17 protein-coding genes are annotated in these 16,539 nt (G+C 58.4%); 8 read left to right on the top strand and 9 right to left on the bottom strand.

Translation table 11 applies throughout. The features are described from left to right. Positions 1-2: 2 nt before the first annotated feature. Complete coding sequence (gene speB / locus RA28_RS16975; protein WP_039531186.1) at positions 3-950, top strand: agmatinase; 948 nt, start codon at positions 3-5, stop codon at positions 948-950. Between the two features lie 62 nt (positions 951-1,012). Continuing rightward, positions 1,013-1,411 (top strand): DUF1499 domain-containing protein, encoded by a 399-nt coding sequence (locus tag RA28_RS16970; RefSeq protein WP_241481153.1) that lies wholly within the window; start codon positions 1,013-1,015, stop codon positions 1,409-1,411. Here the strand turns inward: RA28_RS16970 and RA28_RS16965 are convergent. Beyond that, positions 1,337-1,639, bottom strand: coding sequence for a hypothetical protein (locus tag RA28_RS16965; protein WP_039531180.1), 303 nt, complete (start codon positions 1,637-1,639; stop codon positions 1,337-1,339). The genes RA28_RS16970 and RA28_RS16965 overlap by 75 nt on opposite strands. Positions 1,640-1,702: 63 nt before the next feature. Here RA28_RS16965 and prfA point away from each other — a divergent pair, with 63 nt between their 5' ends. The 3 genes from prfA to RA28_RS16950 all read left to right on the top strand — a co-directional run bounded on the left by prfA (position 1,703) and on the right by RA28_RS16950 (position 4,421). Then, positions 1,703-2,758 (top strand): peptide chain release factor 1, encoded by a 1,056-nt coding sequence (gene prfA / locus RA28_RS16960; protein WP_039531794.1) that lies wholly within the window; start codon positions 1,703-1,705, stop codon positions 2,756-2,758. Beyond that, positions 2,755-3,600, top strand: a complete 846-nt coding sequence (gene prmC / locus RA28_RS16955; protein WP_039531177.1) for a peptide chain release factor N(5)-glutamine methyltransferase — start codon at positions 2,755-2,757, stop codon at positions 3,598-3,600. The genes prfA and prmC overlap by 4 nt, the downstream gene beginning before the upstream one ends. Positions 3,601-3,839: 239 nt before the next feature. Further along, the gene (locus RA28_RS16950; protein WP_039531174.1) at positions 3,840-4,421 is read left to right on the top strand and encodes a DUF4167 domain-containing protein; all 582 of its coding nucleotides are present in this window, start codon (positions 3,840-3,842) and stop codon (positions 4,419-4,421) included. 54 nt (positions 4,422-4,475) lie between these two features. Here RA28_RS16950 and rsmA read toward each other — a convergent pair whose 3' ends face one another. The 5 genes from rsmA to lptG all read right to left on the bottom strand — a co-directional run bounded on the left by rsmA (position 4,476) and on the right by lptG (position 10,868). Next, positions 4,476-5,318: a 16S rRNA (adenine(1518)-N(6)/adenine(1519)-N(6))-dimethyltransferase RsmA gene (rsmA, locus tag RA28_RS16945; protein ID WP_039531171.1), complete on the bottom strand. Its 843-nt coding sequence runs from the start codon at positions 5,316-5,318 to the stop codon at positions 4,476-4,478. Positions 5,319-5,402: 84 nt separating this feature from the next. Beyond that, the gene (gene pdxA / locus RA28_RS16940) at positions 5,403-6,368 is read right to left on the bottom strand and encodes a 4-hydroxythreonine-4-phosphate dehydrogenase PdxA (protein ID WP_039531168.1); all 966 of its coding nucleotides are present in this window, start codon (positions 6,366-6,368) and stop codon (positions 5,403-5,405) included. Next, a complete protein-coding gene (locus tag RA28_RS16935) occupies positions 6,365-7,618 on the bottom strand; it encodes a peptidylprolyl isomerase (RefSeq protein WP_039531164.1) in 1,254 nt (417 codons plus the stop codon). The genes pdxA and RA28_RS16935 overlap by 4 nt, the downstream gene beginning before the upstream one ends. Further along, the gene (locus tag RA28_RS16930; protein ID WP_052261487.1) at positions 7,609-9,768 is read right to left on the bottom strand and encodes an LPS-assembly protein LptD; all 2,160 of its coding nucleotides are present in this window, start codon (positions 9,766-9,768) and stop codon (positions 7,609-7,611) included. Before RA28_RS16930 ends, RA28_RS16935 begins: the two co-directional genes overlap by 10 nt. After that, entirely contained in the window at positions 9,768-10,868 is a 1,101-nt protein-coding gene (lptG, locus tag RA28_RS16925; protein WP_039531160.1) for an LPS export ABC transporter permease LptG, read from the bottom strand. The genes RA28_RS16930 and lptG overlap by 1 nt, the downstream gene beginning before the upstream one ends. Before the next feature lie 231 nt (positions 10,869-11,099). On the opposite strand from lptG, the gene RA28_RS16920 reads away from it, so the two are divergent. Genes RA28_RS16920 through RA28_RS16910 form a run of 3 tightly spaced genes read left to right on the top strand, consistent with a single transcriptional unit; the run spans position 11,100 to position 14,108 of the window. Beyond that, complete coding sequence (locus RA28_RS16920) at positions 11,100-12,566, top strand: leucyl aminopeptidase (RefSeq protein ID WP_039531157.1); 1,467 nt, start codon at positions 11,100-11,102, stop codon at positions 12,564-12,566. A 4-nt stretch (positions 12,567-12,570) separates the two neighbouring features. Beyond that, entirely contained in the window at positions 12,571-13,035 is a 465-nt protein-coding gene (locus RA28_RS16915) for a DNA polymerase III subunit chi (RefSeq protein WP_039531155.1), read from the top strand. 26 nt (positions 13,036-13,061) lie between these two features. Continuing rightward, a complete protein-coding gene (locus RA28_RS16910; protein ID WP_039531153.1) occupies positions 13,062-14,108 on the top strand; it encodes an aldo/keto reductase in 1,047 nt (348 codons plus the stop codon). A gap of 71 nt (positions 14,109-14,179) precedes the next feature. Here RA28_RS16910 and RA28_RS16905 read toward each other — a convergent pair whose 3' ends face one another. The 3 genes from RA28_RS16905 to RA28_RS16895 all read right to left on the bottom strand — a co-directional run bounded on the left by RA28_RS16905 (position 14,180) and on the right by RA28_RS16895 (position 16,506). After that, positions 14,180-15,160: a GlxA family transcriptional regulator gene (locus RA28_RS16905; protein ID WP_039531791.1), complete on the bottom strand. Its 981-nt coding sequence runs from the start codon at positions 15,158-15,160 to the stop codon at positions 14,180-14,182. Between the two features lie 204 nt (positions 15,161-15,364). Continuing rightward, positions 15,365-15,547, bottom strand: coding sequence for a hypothetical protein (locus RA28_RS16900; RefSeq protein ID WP_039531789.1), 183 nt, complete (start codon positions 15,545-15,547; stop codon positions 15,365-15,367). A 98-nt stretch (positions 15,548-15,645) separates the two neighbouring features. Next, positions 15,646-16,506, bottom strand: a complete 861-nt coding sequence (locus RA28_RS16895; RefSeq protein ID WP_039531786.1) for a helix-turn-helix domain-containing protein — start codon at positions 16,504-16,506, stop codon at positions 15,646-15,648. Positions 16,507-16,539: the final 33 nt, after the last annotated feature.

The following is a 16,539-nucleotide window of genomic DNA, read 5'->3' as shown; positions in this document are numbered from 1 at the left end:
AAATGACTGAATTCAATCAACCGATCAGCGGCAACGATCTGGCACGGTTTTCCGGTCCAAACACGTTCATGCGTCTGCCGCAGGCGGCCTCGCTGGCGGGTCTTGATGTCGCTGTTTTGGGAATACCGATGGATATCGGCACATCATGGCGATCGGGCACTCGGTTCGGACCAAAACAAATTCGCGCGGAAAGTGCGATGATCCGGCCCTACAACATGGCCAACAGGGCCGCGCCATTCGACAGTCTGCACATTGCGGATATCGGTGATCTGGCGATCAATACGTTTTCCCTTTCTGACAGCCTGAAGATTATCAAAGACAGCTATGACGGCATCCTCGATCAGGCGGTCATCCCCGTGGCGATGGGCGGCGATCATTCGATTACCCTGCCGATTTTGCGGGCCGTGGCCGAAAAACATGGACCCGTGGCACTGGTGCATGTCGACGCGCATGCGGATGTGAACGATGAGATGTTCGGCGAAAGGGAAACCCACGGCACCGTATTCCGGCGCGCCTATGAAGAAAAGCTGATCGTTCCGGACAAGACCTTTCAGATCGGTATCCGTGGTTCCGGCTACGCGTCCACCGACTTTACCGAGGCGCAGGGCTGGGGCTTTCGCCAGTTTCCCGCGTGGGAGTTGTGGCAGCAGAACCTGACCGAGATCGGGTCGCAGATCCGCAAGACCATCGGTGACCACCCGGTTTATGTTACCTATGACATCGACAGCTTGGATCCCGCTTACGCGCCGGGAACCGGCACGCCCGAGATCGGTGGCCTCACGACGCCGCAAGCGTTGCAACTGATCTACGCTCTGCAAGGTATCAAGGTGGTCGGCTGCGATCTGGTCGAGGTCTCTCCGCCTTATGATCCATCGGGCAACACGGCGCTGACCGGGGCCAATATTCTGTTCGAATTGCTGTGTATCCTACCCGGTGTGACGTCACGGTAGGGGTGTGACCTCCACACATACTGGCTAAGCTGGGATAAATGAGATCAAACAGGCTGTTTAAAATGCTGCTATGGCTTTTGATTGCCGTCGGCGTTGCAATGGGTGCCTACATCCGATTGGCGCCTTCCGATCCGACACGTTGGCATCAGACCCCAGCCGGGGAAACTGACAGGGATGATCCCATCGGTGTGTTGCGCATTGTCGAAACGGGTCCGGACGGGCTGATGCGGCTGGACAGGATCGCAAAGGAAACTCCGCGAACCAGCGTTCTGGCCGGCTCGGTCGCTGAGGGGATGGTTACCTATATCACACGCACCAGGGTCTTTGGATTTCCCGATTACACAACCGCCCAGCAGGACGGTGACACACTGCGTATCTTTGCGCGGTTACGATTTGGACGGAAGGATTTCGGCGTCAATCGGGAACGCGTCACCCAGTGGCTTGCTCTGCTGCAGCCCTGACGACAAACACCCTTCCTGAACTTCACGCCACATGGGAACGTTCAGCGACATCTGGCATTGCGCCATGAACATGCGGCCGTCGACCTGCAGGCAGATCATTTCGCCGAGTTCCACGCGTGTCCCGGATTTGTCGGTACAATAGCAGTCCTGAACCTTTCCGCCCGGGCCGATGACATCGGACAAGGCGGGGGTCGCAACAAGAGTCAAAGCCAGCACAATCTGTTTCATAGGTGAAAGCTTAGCACGCCTTCGGCCCTTGACCAACGCCCCCGGATGATAGACACCGCCCGGATGATCCCCGAAGAACGACTTGAACAGATCACGCAACGTTTTCAATACCTCGAAGCTGCCATGGCCGATGGCGCCTCGGGCGGGGACATTGCGGCTCTTGCCAAGGAATACTCCGATCTGAAACCCGTTGTGGATCAGATAACGGATTGGCGGCAACTGGTCGCCGATCTGGCCGAAGCGCAGGCCATGTTGGCCGATCCGGACATGAAGGAATTGGCCGAGGAAGAAATTCCGCAGCTTCAGGCCCGCCTCCCCGAAGCCGAGCATGCCTTGCAACTGTCGCTGCTGCCCCGCGACAAGGCGGACGCGCGCCCGGCCATGCTGGAAATCCGACCGGGGACCGGCGGGGACGAGGCAGCACTTTTTGCAGGCGACCTTTTGCGCATGTATCAGCGGTATGCGGAAGGGCGGGGCTGGCAGTTCGAGGTCATCGAAGAACAGGCATCCGATCTGGGTGGTATCAAAGAGGTCGTGGCCCACATCAAGGGCGACAACGTATTTGCCCGGATGAAGTACGAATCCGGTGTACATCGCGTTCAGCGCGTCCCCGAAACCGAAAGCGGCGGGCGCATTCATACCTCGGCGGCGACCGTTGCGGTCTTGCCCGAGGCCGAAGATGTGGACATCCAGATCGACGCGAATGACATTCGCATCGACACGATGCGCAGCTCGGGCGCAGGCGGGCAGCATGTGAACACCACGGACTCGGCGGTGCGGATCACGCACCTTCCAAGTGGGATCGTTGTGACCAGTTCCGAGAAATCCCAGCACCGCAACCGCGAGATCGCAATGCAGGTTTTGAAGACCCGCCTCTACGATCTGGAACGCCAGCGGATCGACAGCGAACGATCTGCGGATCGCGCCAGTCAAGTTGGGTCTGGTGATCGGTCCGAGCGTATCAGAACCTATAATTTCCCGCAGGGGCGCATGACGGATCACCGAATTAACCTGACCCTGTACAAACTGGATCAGGTGATGCAGGGCGACCTGGACGAAGTTATCGACGCGCTGACCGCTGACGATCAGGCGCGCTTGCTGGCCGAGATGGCGCTATGATTGGCGCTTTGACCGCAGCGCAGGCAATGGTGGCCGCGACGGCCCGCTTGCGGGCCGCTGGCGTACCTGATCCGGCGCGGGATGCCCGGCTTTTGCTGGCCCATGCCGCGCGGATCGAGGCGAGCCGCGTAACGCTCATCGCACCGGAAGAACTGGCCCCCGACATCGCGGAACGATATGACACCCTGATTTCCCTTCGGGCTGTCCGCGTGCCGGTGTCGCATTTGTTGGGCGAGCGTGAGTTTTACGGCCGTCGGTTTAAGGTCAGCAGCGATGTGCTCGACCCGCGGCCTGAGACCGAAGTGTTGGTCGAGGCTGCACTGAGTGAACCATTTGACCATTTGCTGGATTTGGGGGTTGGCTCGGGGTGTATTCTGATCACGCTTTTGGCTGAACGCGGCAGCGCGGTCGGCCTGGGTGTCGATCTGAGTGAGGCCGCTTGCTTGCAAGCGAGTGCGAACGCCGTTCAGCACAACGTGCAGGACCGCGCCGAGATCCGACAGTCCAATTGGTTTGCCGCCGTTGAGGGCGAATTCGATCTGATCGTCGCAAACCCGCCTTATATCTCTTTGGAGGAAATGCAGCACCTTTCCCCCGAGGTTAGCGAACACGAGCCACGTTTGGCGCTGACGGACGAAGGCGACGGCCTGACGGCCTATCGTCATATCGCGGCGTCGGCCCCGGACTTTCTGACGAAAGGTGGACGTATACTTGTCGAAATCGGCCCAACGCAGGGCGCGGCTGTGTCCGCTCTGTTCGATGCGGCCGGTCTGTCCGATATCCGCGTGATACCGGACCTGGATGGTCGGGATCGGGTTGTCAGAGCCAGATTGCCCGGCTGAATGCACAAGGTGAGGCGTAAAAACGCCGGTTGAAGTAAAAAACCTGCAAAAAGTCTCACAAACCTCTTGTCTGCACGCTCAGGACATGTTTACTCAGAGTAGTCGGAGAGGCCGACGCTGATGCAGCGTGCCCCTGACGCCAAGCCCAAAAAGTCGACGACACGTCATGGCAGATGCCTGAAAGTGACGTGAGATACGGTTCGGCAGACAGCGAAGTGACAAGGCTGACGTAAAGTAAGATGAGATCCTCGAAATCCCGTTCGCGGGCCAAGAACAACCGCAATCGTCCTTCGGGCGGCAACGTCGTAAACCGCGTTTTCGACAGCTCGGGCCCGGAAGGCAAGGTGCGCGGAACCCCGCAGCAGATCATTGATAAATACAATCAGCTGGCGCGTGATGCCCAACTGTCCAATGACCGTGTGGCCGCAGAAAACTTTCAGCAACATGCTGAGCACTATCTTCGCCTTCTGAGCGAGGCGCAGCGCGAGATTGAAGCCCGCCGGGAAGAGCAGGAGCGGCAGAACCGTGAACGCCAGGCGGAACGCGACCGTGAGCGCGCCGAACGTCAGGAACGTGAAGCCGCCCGCCAAGCGGACCCGGCGGATGCACCGCAACCTGATGTGATGGGGTTTGACCCACAGGCACCGGTCCAGCCCGAAAGCGGGCTGGTTGAAACACCGGAAAGCCAGACCGCGGATCCTGCCGCCACCGAGGCGAAAGAGCGCAAGGAAAAACCCGCGCGACGCCCCCGCACGCGAAAACCAAAGGCCGCAGCGGAACAGCCGGCTGATGATGGTGACACGCCAGAGGCGGCTGAGTAGCAGCCAGCACAAAACAAGCAGCGATGGCCCCGGCACGAGCCGGGGCTTTTTGCGTTATGCCGTTTTGATTTGCCGAGCCAGTGCGCAGAACGCTTCGAGCGAGACCTGCTCGGCGCGTTCCGTCGGTTTGATCCCTGCTGCGACCAATCGATCTTCGATATCAGGCGCCACTCCTTTGAGCGAGGCGCGCAGCATCTTGCGGCGCTGATTGAACGCCGCGGCCACGACGCGGGACAGGGTGCTTGCTTCCGCGGGATAGCGCGGTTCGGGCAGGGCGGTCAGATGAACAACCGCACTGGACACTTTGGGCGGAGGGGTAAACGCACCCGGCGGCAACGACATGGCGATGCGGGCATCGCTTCGCCATTGCGCGAGTATGGCCAATCGCCCATAGGCCTTGCTGCCCGGCTGGGCGACGATACGCTCTGCGACCTCGCGCTGGAACATAAGGGTTAGACTTTGCCAAAATGGCGGCCACTCCGGCGGGGTCAACCAGCGGACCAGCAGCTCGGTGCCCACGTTGTAGGGAAGGTTGGCGGCGATCCGGATTGGCGGCGTCAGATGGACCAACGGATCGATTTCCAACGCGTCGCCGTTGATGACCTCAAGTCGGTCTGGATAAGCTGCGGCAATGTCATTCAATGCAGCGATGCAGCGGGTGTCCTTTTCCACCGCCACAACCTTGCGAGCCCCTTCCGCCAGCAAACCCCGGGTCAATCCCCCGGGTCCCGGTCCAATTTCCAGCACGTCGCAGTCATTCAGGTCGCCAGCCTGCCGCGCAATCTTTGCGGTGAGGTTCAAGTCCAGCAAAAAATTCTGTCCCAGCGACTTGCGCGCGGAAAGCTGATGTGTCGCGATGACCTCGCGCAGCGGGGGAAGGCTATCAATAGCGCTCATGCTCTGGCCGCTGCCGACCGGAGTAGTTTTGTGGCGCCCGCGTAACCGCGCGTCACGCCCGGATATGTATTGCCAGTTACCATACTACTCAGAACCCGCCATCTGCTGCGCCATTCTCAAGGCTTCAATCAGGCTTGTGGGATTGGCAACACCGTCCCCCGCGATATCCAATGCCGTGCCGTGATCGGGCGACGTGCGGATAAATGGCAGACCCAGCGTTACATTAACGCCCCGGTCGAAATCCAGTGTTTTGATCGGGATCAGCGCCTGATCGTGATACATGGCAATTGCCGCATCGTATCGGGCACGCGCCGCTGCATGAAACAGAGTGTCGGCAGGGTGCGGTCCTGTCACCGTATAGCCATCGGGCGTGAGCTCAGACAAAAGCGGCGCGATCCAATCCATCTCTTCGCGCCCCATTTTGCCGCCTTCGCCGGCGTGTGGGTTAAGACCCGCCACCGCGATTCTGGGATGTGCGATGCCAAACTGCCGTTGCAGGCCCCGCGCAGTTATGGCGATTGTCTCGCTTAACACCTCGGGGGTCAGTTCTGTCGGAACGCGCGACAACGGAATGTGGATCGTCGCCGGAACAACGCGCAATTCATCGCTGGCCAACATCATCACAACGCGCTCGCACCCCGCCAGTGCTGCCAGAAACTCGGTGTGGCCGGGGTAGGTGAAACCGGCGCCGTCGATCAAAGCCTGTTTGTGGATTGGCGCCGTGCAAAGCGCAGACGCGGCACCCGACTGCACAAGCGATACACCCAGTTCGATTGCGTCGATTACGTTGGGGGCGTTGGTCGGGTCAAGCCGTCCGGCGATCCGGTCTGCGGCGAAGTCCAGTTGCACGACGGGCAAAGCTGTTTCGCTGACCCCTTGTGCCTGTGTTAAGTCTTCAATCCGCTCAAAAGGCGTGCCCTTGGGCAGGTGCCGCGCGTCGCCGACATAGACAAACGGGCAGGTTTGGCGCAGGGCTTCCCAGGCTTTTGCAGCAATTTCTGGTCCGATCCCGGCGGGCTCACCGCAGCTGAGTGCGATGGGACGTGTCATTGCTCAACAATGATTGCGTCGGCGCGCAGCTGTTCCAGAAGGCTTTCCGCGAACGCCTGCAGCCGCTGCTGCGTCAACGCGTTGGCTACATCCACCCGCGTCGTATCCTCGCCCAATTCCCGGGTCCTGCTGCACATCATCAGAAACACGAGCGTTTGTCCGTTGTTGCGGGTCAACGCCGTGGATACTTCGTTCGGGTCGAGCTTTGCCAATTCAAGGGCCACGTCTCGCGGTATCTCGGAAGGACTGACAGACTTGCGGTCAAGAACTTCGGCAGATTGACCTTTGGCCACGCCATACAGATCGTCGCACGTGTCGATATTTTCTTTCAATTCTGCCGCAGCGGCAAGCGCATCGGCGCTGCGCCCACCTGGTATGTAATACTGCGCATAGTCGATCTGCGAATACCGAGGTGTTCCCGAGGCAACTTCGCGTATGCCCCGCATCTGGAACAGGGCAATGGCATTGGGAAGTGTCAACGGATTGGTGATCTCATTGATTTCCAAACCCAGGATCACCGGTTGCAGTGCAGGTGGAAGATTGGTCAATGACAACCATTCGAGTCGCCCGCCATTGGTGCGGGTCTCGGCGGCTGAATACTGCGCGGCGGCCGATGAAAATGCATCCTGTCCAGAAACCTGAGAAATTTCATCGGCGAGTGCCTCGGCCTGCGCCAGTGTTTGCGGTGTAACGGGGATGATAATTTCGGACAACAGGACCTCAAGCCCGCCACCGCCGCCTTGTCCTAACGCGCGGTCGATTTCCTCTTCAGACGGACGCGCCTGCGAGATGAAACGCGCGGCAATAAAATCGCGCCACGCAATCTGATCGCCAATAAAGTCGCGCACTGTTTCCTGCGAAACCCCGGCGTCGTTGAGAAGTTTCAGGAACTGCTCGGCGTTCAGATTGCCGCGTGCCGCAAATTCGTCGATGCCATTCTGAATGTCTTCCGGCGCGGCCTGAATGCCGGCCTCGCGCATCGCCTGCTTGCGAAGACGGTCATCGATCAGTGCTTGTCTGACTTCGGCTTCTGCACTGCCGGGGGCACCGAGTAAGTCAAGAAACTGCTGTCTTTGTTCCAGTTCGTACCATGTCACGATGTCCTGATTAACCCGAATGGCGGGCGAAAACAGACTTTGTCCATGTGTCGATGCCGGGACGAACGGAATCAGCGCAACGGCCAGAATCGGCAGTGGTGAAATACGACGCACGCGACGGAGCGTGTTTGTTAAACCTGAGATCAACTGCATCTTTTCTTGTACTTCTCACCATCGCTGTCGACAGAGTACCCGGTCAGGGCCACGCTAAAGCCGAATTCCGTCGAAGGATCAATACTTGATGTCGATGTAAAGCGTCTACTGACGGTCACATTAAATTCCACACATTCGTTACTGTACGTTACGGCAAACCCGGCCCGGATCGGTTCGGACGCGCTGAAGTCATAGCGTGCATTGGCGCGCGTCAACCAATTCTCATCTATCCGGTAACGCCCGGTCAGCAAAAGTTCGGAAATCTCGTCTCCACCCGTTTCTGCCGGGTCCGGTTCCAGCCATACATAGCTGCCTGACACCCCGGTGTCACCCTGCGCCCATGCCGCGCGAAATTCCGCCTTGGTAAAGCTCAGGTCCCCGCTCAAAAGACCGCGGGCGGCGACGGTCAGGCCATTTCCGTTTCGCAATTGACCGGCCAGAAGAATATCCGAGGACGTGCCTTGAAGGCCGGAAGACAGCGTAAAGTTAGGGTTGGCTTTTGTTCTGAAAACCTGACCGACAGTCGCCAACGCTTCCATTCCGTTGGGATGGTAACGAGCCCAGTTCACACCAAAAACGGCAGTCGCGGAATCTTCGCGCTCATCCTCGGCAGGAAAACGCGACAGCGACACGAGATTGCCCTGATCAAACTCCTGAAAGGTGCTTTCGTCATTGGGAACGTCCGTGTTGGTCACATGCGCCCAACCAATCTGTGCAATGGGTTCAAGGTATTGCGTCGCACCGCTTTGTTCGCGCCGGATCATGGGATAGCGCAGTGTAAAGGCCGCCCGTGGCGTGGACCGCGTCACGTTGTTGGGAAAATCATCGTCGTCTTTAATGTTGAACGTGTCGACCGAAGCACCCAGCCGGGCATCCGCACGGATCCCCGTGGCCAGCGTCCAGCTTCGAAGCCATTCCGCGTCGAATGTGGCGCGGGCTATATCCCGTCCGATGATGTTTTCATCACTTGTGCGTTGGTGTGCATGGCCGATGAACGCCAGTCGAACTTCTCCCCCCACCGATTTTGGAAAGTACCGCTTGCGATAATTCAGGTCGAAAACCCGAGAGGGGATTTCATCTTGCGGTTCGCTGTCGCGAAGGGATTTGTAGTGGATGAAACCGGTTTTGAAGGCCGTGTCCCGTTTGATCCTTTCGACCGAGATCTCACTGCGGAGACGGTCGAAGTTCGGCAAACCGTAATCCGCCAGGTAAGAATTGTCAGACGTCGTTCGAATGTCGAACTTCAGTTTGAAGTCATTGCCAAGGCTGAAACGCCCGTCCGCAAAAAAGTACCCGCGGTCCTGGTTTTCCTGCAGATCATCCCGGGTGTGGGCACCTCGAATCCTGATATCGCCCCGCTTGAACGCCTGGCGATACCGATATCCCAACGTTCGGGTCTTGGGCGACACATAAGGTGTCAGGGTCAAATCCTTGTGGTCACCGATCCGAATGAAATAAGGTATCTGGACGCCTGTCCCAAGCTGGGTGGTGGTGCGGATTGATGGCACCAAGAAGCCTGTGGCCCGCTCCAACGTCGGATCCGGTAGACGCAGTACAGGAAAGTAAAACACCGGCAGATCAAGAATGCGGAACTGAGCACCTTCAAAATACAGCTGCCGTTCCAGTTGATCATGAGTGACCTTGCGGGCCCGGATTTGCCACAGCGGCGGTCGTCCATCGGCACAGACATGGCATGAAGTCGCAGCCACTTTGCTGAACTGCGTGTATCGACCCGCCGCGCGTGTTGCCTGGACGGAAGCAATCTGGACCTGCTGATCGAAAACCATCCGCGCGCCGGTCAACAGCCCGTTTTGGATACCATCATCCAACTCTGCTGAATCTGCCAAAAGGGTCGTTTCGCCCGCCTGATCAATCCGAATGGGACCGGTGAGCGAAAGTGATCCGGTTTCCCGGTCGTATGTCACGCTTTGCGCAGTGAGCTTCACGTCGCCTTGATAGGCCTCGACGTTGCCTTCGGCCACCAGTTTGTTGTCTTTGGTGATGTAGATTGTATCCGCGACAAGCAATGCGGGCTGGTCTTGTTCGGCAGACGTCTGATCCGCCTCCGGGCCATCGGACTGGGCCAGGACAGCCAAGGGCAACGACAGCAGCAGCGCACTGGACAACAACAGCAAAAAGAGGGGTCGCATCAGCCATCCTCCGCGTGCAGCAAAAGGCCGAGCGACAGCAATATGGCGGCAACCGGTGGCGCCCAGGCTGCAACCATGATCGGCAATTGCCCGTTCTCACCAAGAATCTGAGCGAAATTGCGAACGAAATAGACGCCAAAGCCCAGCAACACTGCGGAAAGGACCGCGACGCCGGTTCCGCCAAAGCGAACGTGGCGCATGGTGAACGCAGCACCGATCAGGACCATGGATACCAGAAACAGCGGGCGGGCCAGTTCGACCTGCAACCAAACTTCGTATTGCTTGGTTGAGAATCCGGCCTCGCGCAGGTCACGAATCAATTGCGGAAGATCGTAGATAGAAACCGAGTCCTGTTGGCCCAACGTGTCGATGATCCGTTCGCGCGTCAGCGATGTCGGCAGGTTCAGAACCTCGTGTGTAACGGCATTGGCTTCGGGATTCAGATCATCCTCGATGGTCCATACCTTAGCCTTGTGCAGCACCCATTGGCCATTCTCCAACTCGGCCCTTTTGGCCGTAATCTGTTCCGTCGGTTTACCATTTGGCAGAAACGCAGTGATTGTCACATTGCGCAATCCAAAGGTGTCGTTGTCCAGCATGCTGCGCGCATGGATCACGGATTGACCGGTGGCCGTGCCCTGCCGCAGCCAAAGGCCCTCGCGGCTGATCGACAGGGTCGAGTCACCGTTGTTGCGATACCTATCCGAAAGGCGCTGAACCTCTTCCGACGTCGCCGCAGCGATCGGATTCAACAGTGAAACGGCTATAGCCCCGATCACAAGCGCCAGCAGCACAGGCGCGACCAATGCGCGGATGCCTGATCTGCCGATCGCGCGCGTGACGACAAGCTCTGAACTGCGGGCAAGTCCAACAAACAAAGCAATCGTTGCCAGGATCACCAACAGCGGCAACATCTCACTGATGGCAGCCGGTGTGTTGAGCAACGTGATCTGCAGCAATTGACCGAAGGACAGGTTGGCATCGTCAAACCGGCGCACCTGTTCGACCAGATCAATCAGGATCAGAAGCGTCAGAAAAATACCGCCGATGAGCACGAAACTCTGGATGAATCGGCGGGCGAAGTAGCGGTCGAGGATCACGAAGGACCCCCTTCGTTTCGGCAATCCAAGGGAATCGCCCCGACGATGATCCGACACGAGAACATGCGCGACGGCTCTTGCCTGCCGATTGGTCTCAATTTTTTATTCCCCCGAGCCTGCCGGTTATTTTCGGGCGACCTTAATGCAAATGCGTGTCGGGGAAAACTGCTATCTGGTCAACTGCGGCGGTGCGGGCTAGGTCTTGGGCAACATATTTTTCAGGAGCATGATATGAGCAGTTTGGTACCGGTCCGCTTTGAACCTTTTGATCTGGATTCGATCGCGCAGGCAAACGGTCGCGTAGTGGTCATTATTCCGGCCGAGGGGAAAATGGGCCCCGCAGCACGCCGCGCCAATCGTCTGACAAAAGGCGCCGTCGCACGGATGGTAGAAAGTGACCGGTTCAGCAAAGTCAAAACCGGTGATGTCGTATCGATGGCCTGGCCGACCGGGCTGGAAGCCGAAGCGTTGGATATCCTTATCCTGCCGCGCCGTCCCGATCAGGACGAGGCACGGAAAGCGGGCGCAAAACTGGCGAAACTGGCAGGCGGGAAAGACATGCTTGTGATGGCCGGCAATCAGGTGCGGTCCGAGGACCTGACACTGGGCATGGTGTTGCGGAGTTATGATTTCGACGCACACAAAAGCAAGGATGCGACCGAGCCGGGGACGGTTGTTATCAGCCACAACAAACCCGATGAGGTCGAAGCCGCCTTTGCACCGCTGTACGCGATTGCTGATGGCGTCCGCATGACACGCGATCTGACCAACGAGCCCGCAAATGTGTTGACGACAACAGAATTCGCTGACCGTTTGTCCGAGATGTCTGCACTGGGGCTGGAGGTTGAGGTTCTCGAAGAAGACAAGCTGGCAGAATTGGGCATGCGCACGCTGTTGAGCGTGGGGCAGGGCTCGGTCAGCCCGTCGAAAGTTGTGGTGATGCAGTGGAAAGGCGGCGATGCGGATGATGCGCCGCTGGCTCTGGTCGGCAAAGGTGTCGTGTTCGACACAGGTGGCATTTCGCTGAAGCCCGCTGGCGGCATGGAAGACATGACCATGGACATGGGCGGCGCGGGTGTAGTCGCGGGTACCATGCGTGCGCTTGCCAAACGCAAGGCCAAAGCCAATGTCGTGGGTTTGGTCGGCTTGGTCGAAAACATGCCATCGGGCAACGCGACACGTCCCGGTGATGTGGTCAAATCGATGAAAGGCGATACGGTCGAGATCATCAATACCGATGCCGAAGGTCGATTGGTCCTGTGCGACGTGATGTGGTACGCGCAGGATCGTTTCAATCCGGTTGGCATGATCGATCTGGCAACCCTGACCGGCGCGATCATCATCGGTCTTGGGCATCAGAATGCCGGTGTGTTCTCAAACAACGACGTCTTTTGCGACGCCTTTCTCAAAGCTGCAAAGGCCGAGGATGAAGGCGCATGGCGGATGCCATTGGGGCAGCCCTATGATGACCTGTTGAAATCGCGTATCGCAGACATGAAAAACGTAGGTGGTCGGGCTGCGGGTTCGATCACCGCGGCGCAGTTTCTGCAGCGCTTCGTGAAGGAGGAAACGCCGTGGATTCACCTCGACATTGCCGGAGTCGCGTCGGTTTCGTCCGAGACATCGTATGCACCCAAAGGCGCAACCGGTTGGGGTGTACGAGCGCTCAGCCGGTTTGTGCAGGACAACTTTGAGTGACCATATGGGTGCCGTCTATTTCTATCACCTGACCCGGCAGCCGCTTGAACACACGTTGCCGGTTCTGCTGGACAAGGCACAGCAGGCCGGATGGAGAGTTGCCGTTCGCGGCACCGATCCGGCACAACTGGATTGGTTGAATGAAAAACTGTGGCTCTCATCCGAAGAGGGCTTTCTGCCCCACGGTCGGGCAGGCGGGCCACATGATGCCGATCAACCAATCCTGCTGACGACCGGCGCAGAGGCCGCGAATGACCCGGCCTGTGTAATGGCAGTGGACGGCGCCTCGGTTGACCCGGATGAGGTGGCGGCGATGGAGCGGGTTTGTATTCTGTTTGACGGCAACAATGAGGCGGCGGTTCAGAACGCACGGGGTCAGTGGAAGACATTGACGGAAGCCGGATGCGCGGCCCAATACTGGTCCGAAGAATCCGGGCGGTGGCAGAAAAAGGCCGAGTCGCAGGCCTGAAAGAAAAAAATCTCAGGAGATTTTCAATGAAAATGAATCCCTTAGGTCGGACCGGCATCATGGTGTCGGATTTGTGCCTCGGTACAATGACTTTCGGAACCCAGACATCCGAAGCCGGAGCGCACCGCCAGATGGATATGGCGCTGGATGCCGGGATAAACTTTGTGGACGCCGCCGAGATGTACCCGGTCAATCCGATTTCAAAAGAAACCGTCGGCCGCACCGAAGAAATTCTGGGAACCTGGAACGCAGCGAATCCAGATCGTCGCGGCGATTATGTGCTGGCGACCAAACACTCGGGCGAAGGGTTCATGCACGCGCGGGATGGCGCGCCGATTTCAGGCGAAACCATTCCTCAGGCCATCGAGGGTTCACTGCGCCGATTGCAAACCGATTGCATTGATCTTTATCAGTTTCACTGGCCCAATCGCGGCAGTTACATGTTCCGACAGAACTGGCATTATGACCCATCGGGCGGCAACCGCGATGAGGTGATCGCGGATATGCAATACTGCCTCGAGGCTCTTCAGGCGCAGGTGGATAAGGGCAACATCCGGGCCTTTGGCTTATCGAATGAAAGTGCTTGGGGTACGGCGCAATGGGTGCGTTTGGCAGACGAGATGGGAGCCCCGCGCGTGGCATCCATTCAAAACGAGTATTCGTTGTTGTGCCGTCTGTTTGATACGGATCTGGCCGAACTTTGCATGTTCGAGGACGTTGGCCTCATGGCGTTTTCTCCACTGGCAGCCGGATTTCTGACCGGCAAATACCAAGGTGGCGCTGTGCCGGATGGCTCGCGTATGTCGCTGGTTCCCTCGATGGGCGGGCGGAAGTCAGATCGTGTGTTCGATGCGGTCGACGCTTATTTGGACATCGCCAACCGACACGGATTGGACCCGGTCCATATGGCGTTGGCCTGGTGCCAGACCCGGCCCTTCATGATGTCCGCGATCTTTGGCGCGACCACCGAAACCCAGTTGCAGCATATTCTGGACGGCGCGGACCTTGAGTTGTCGAATGAAGTCCTGAGCGAAATCGCCGCGGCGCACAAAGCCTACCCCATGCCGTACTGATCCAAGGGGCAGGGGCGCTGCCTCAGCCTGCTTTTGGCGTTATAATCGTGGCGCGACCGGGGGATGATGCGTCAGTGCCGTGTTGGCAGGCTGCGTTCCTGCCGCAGGTCGCGCGCAGATAGTCCATGCGCCGTTCGAAACGCGCGCGCAAAACTGGATTGGGATGCAAACCCGGTCGCTGTCGCGACGTCCATCAGTGACATGTCGGTGTCGGTTACAAGTCGTCTGGCTTCGGCCAGACGCAGTTGCAGATAGTGATCTTGCGGCGTCGTGTTCAGGCGCAGACGGAATTGTTGCTGCAATGTTCGTGGGCTCGTGCCCAGCGTCTCGGCAATGTCCACCAGTGGCATTGGGTCGTCCAGGGCCGCCGCCATCAGCGTATTCGCCTGTTCCGTCAGCGAAGCATGGCGGTGTGGTGCGGTGATCGGCGCTTTGGGTGGGGCAGCTGCGGTATCCTGCGCAAACAGGCCGGCGATCTGTGCGGCAAAGCCTGCCCCCAGCCTTGCAGACATGATGTGCAACATCATGTCGATGGTCGGCACCGCGCCACTGGCGGTCAATCGGTGTCCTGACGCTGTGAATCGTCCATCGCTGAGCGTTACATTGGGAAAGCGGTCCGCGAATCTGGCGCATTCTTCGGGTCGTGGAGAGGCAGAGTTGCCATCAAGCAGGCCGGCCTCGGCCAGCAGCCACTGGCCGCCATCAATGCCCGCCATTGCGGCTCCGGTTGCTGCAATGCGCCGCAACCCGTTCAGCAAAGCAGGTGTCGCGTGCCCGGTCGACCGTGGCCCGTCTATAACAATCATGAATTCGCAATGTCCCAGTGTCGCGAGCGGTATGCCCGGCACCAGCAACGCGCTGCTCAACCGGACCGGGTCCGCAGCAGCCGTTACATAATCCCAGTCAAACGCGGGACGGTCGGCCAGTCGGTTTGCCGCCCGCATTGGATCGACAACGGACGCAAAACTAAGCGTGCTGCACTCATCCAGAACCAAAACGGCTGTTTTTAAGGCGCGCGGTTCGGGTTGTAGGATGTTGGTTGCGGATTTCATCAAGTTCGATTCGCATAGTGACAAGTTGTTGCGCCAAGGCTGGCGCAGGAACAGGTCCAAAGGCAAACCGGTTTCGGGGGAGAACGCTGGGGATAACCAGTACACCAAGTCAGTATAAGCTGGGGAAAACTCATGGAGCCGAGTTTATTGGGTATCAGGCGCGACACACAGGCCGCGCCTGGAGTGTTCTGAGAGGCGAAGTGGTCAGCCCTGGTTCGGGCCGCGAATTTGGCGAATGGTCTGGCGAACGGCCTGCCAATCCTGGGCTTGCTGCTGGTTTCCCGCCGCCTCGCATTCACGCATTTTCTGGGCGGCTTCTGCCTCGGCGCGGTCCCCATGCGCCGAATACAGCGCGCGCGCATACTGAGCGGTTTTGAGTGCGTCCATTTCTGTCATCCTCCATGTCTGGGGCGGATTGCCCGAAAGTTCACGCAGCTTGATCATACAACAGGTTCGTCCCTTTGGCATCCGTCCGGTTGCTGGTGTCAGGAAATCTTGGTTCGCAACTCTCTCAGATGTGTGGGGATGTCGCGGGCGGTTAGATCAGCTTCGCGCACTAACGTGTCGAAATGATGGGAAAAAACTTCGATCCTGTTGCGGTCACGAAAGGCCATGTAGTGACCGCCTGCGTAGAAAGCGCACAGCATGGGACCAAAGATCGTCATTGGCGCACTGTAAAGCCGCTTGGCATCGAAAAGATACAGGCGCAGACGCGGGTAGAGTTGTTCGCACAGATCAATCAAATGCTCAATCTGCTCCAGCCGGACATTCAACGGCAGGCCTTCGTAATACCCGGTGGCTTGCGCGAGGCTGCGAACCTCGTACATCGGCATCGCGATCTCATAATCTGACTGGGCACTTCGCATCCAGGCAAGGCGATCTGCCGACGCACCAATGGCCTGATCCGCTGTTCGCCCCAGATGGGGTGCGTATTCCCATTCCAGAACGGCGCGGGTTTTCAGCATGTCGGGCAGGGCTGCCGGAACATATCGGATTTTGTATCCCGCCGCCTCACGATGCCATTCAAAGATACGCTCATCCACCAAGGCACGCGGCGCCTTTGTCAGGGACAGGGAACTTGCAAGAAGCTCTGCCGCACTTTCCGGGCGGTCTGACAAGCTGAGCAACCAATCTGCGGATACGCCCAATGCCGAAGCGCAGGACCCAACAACATGGGCATTGGGCAGGCGGGCACCAGAGCCCGTCAGCAATTGCGAAACTGTAGAACGATCCACCCCGATGCTTCGGGCGAGGGCACTTTGGCTGATCTGCCGGTCTTCCATCGCTTGCGTCAGACGTGTTCGAAATTGTGATGCGCGGTCGCGTTTGTCTATTTTATCAGTCATGTGTTTAAAAATATCACGCATGATGAATTTTGT

The organism is Ruegeria sp. ANG-S4, assembly GCF_000814005.1.
Classification (GTDB): domain Bacteria; phylum Pseudomonadota; class Alphaproteobacteria; order Rhodobacterales; family Rhodobacteraceae; genus Ruegeria.
Note: the sequence above shows the minus strand (reverse complement) of the source record. Positions and strands in the feature narration are given on the sequence as shown.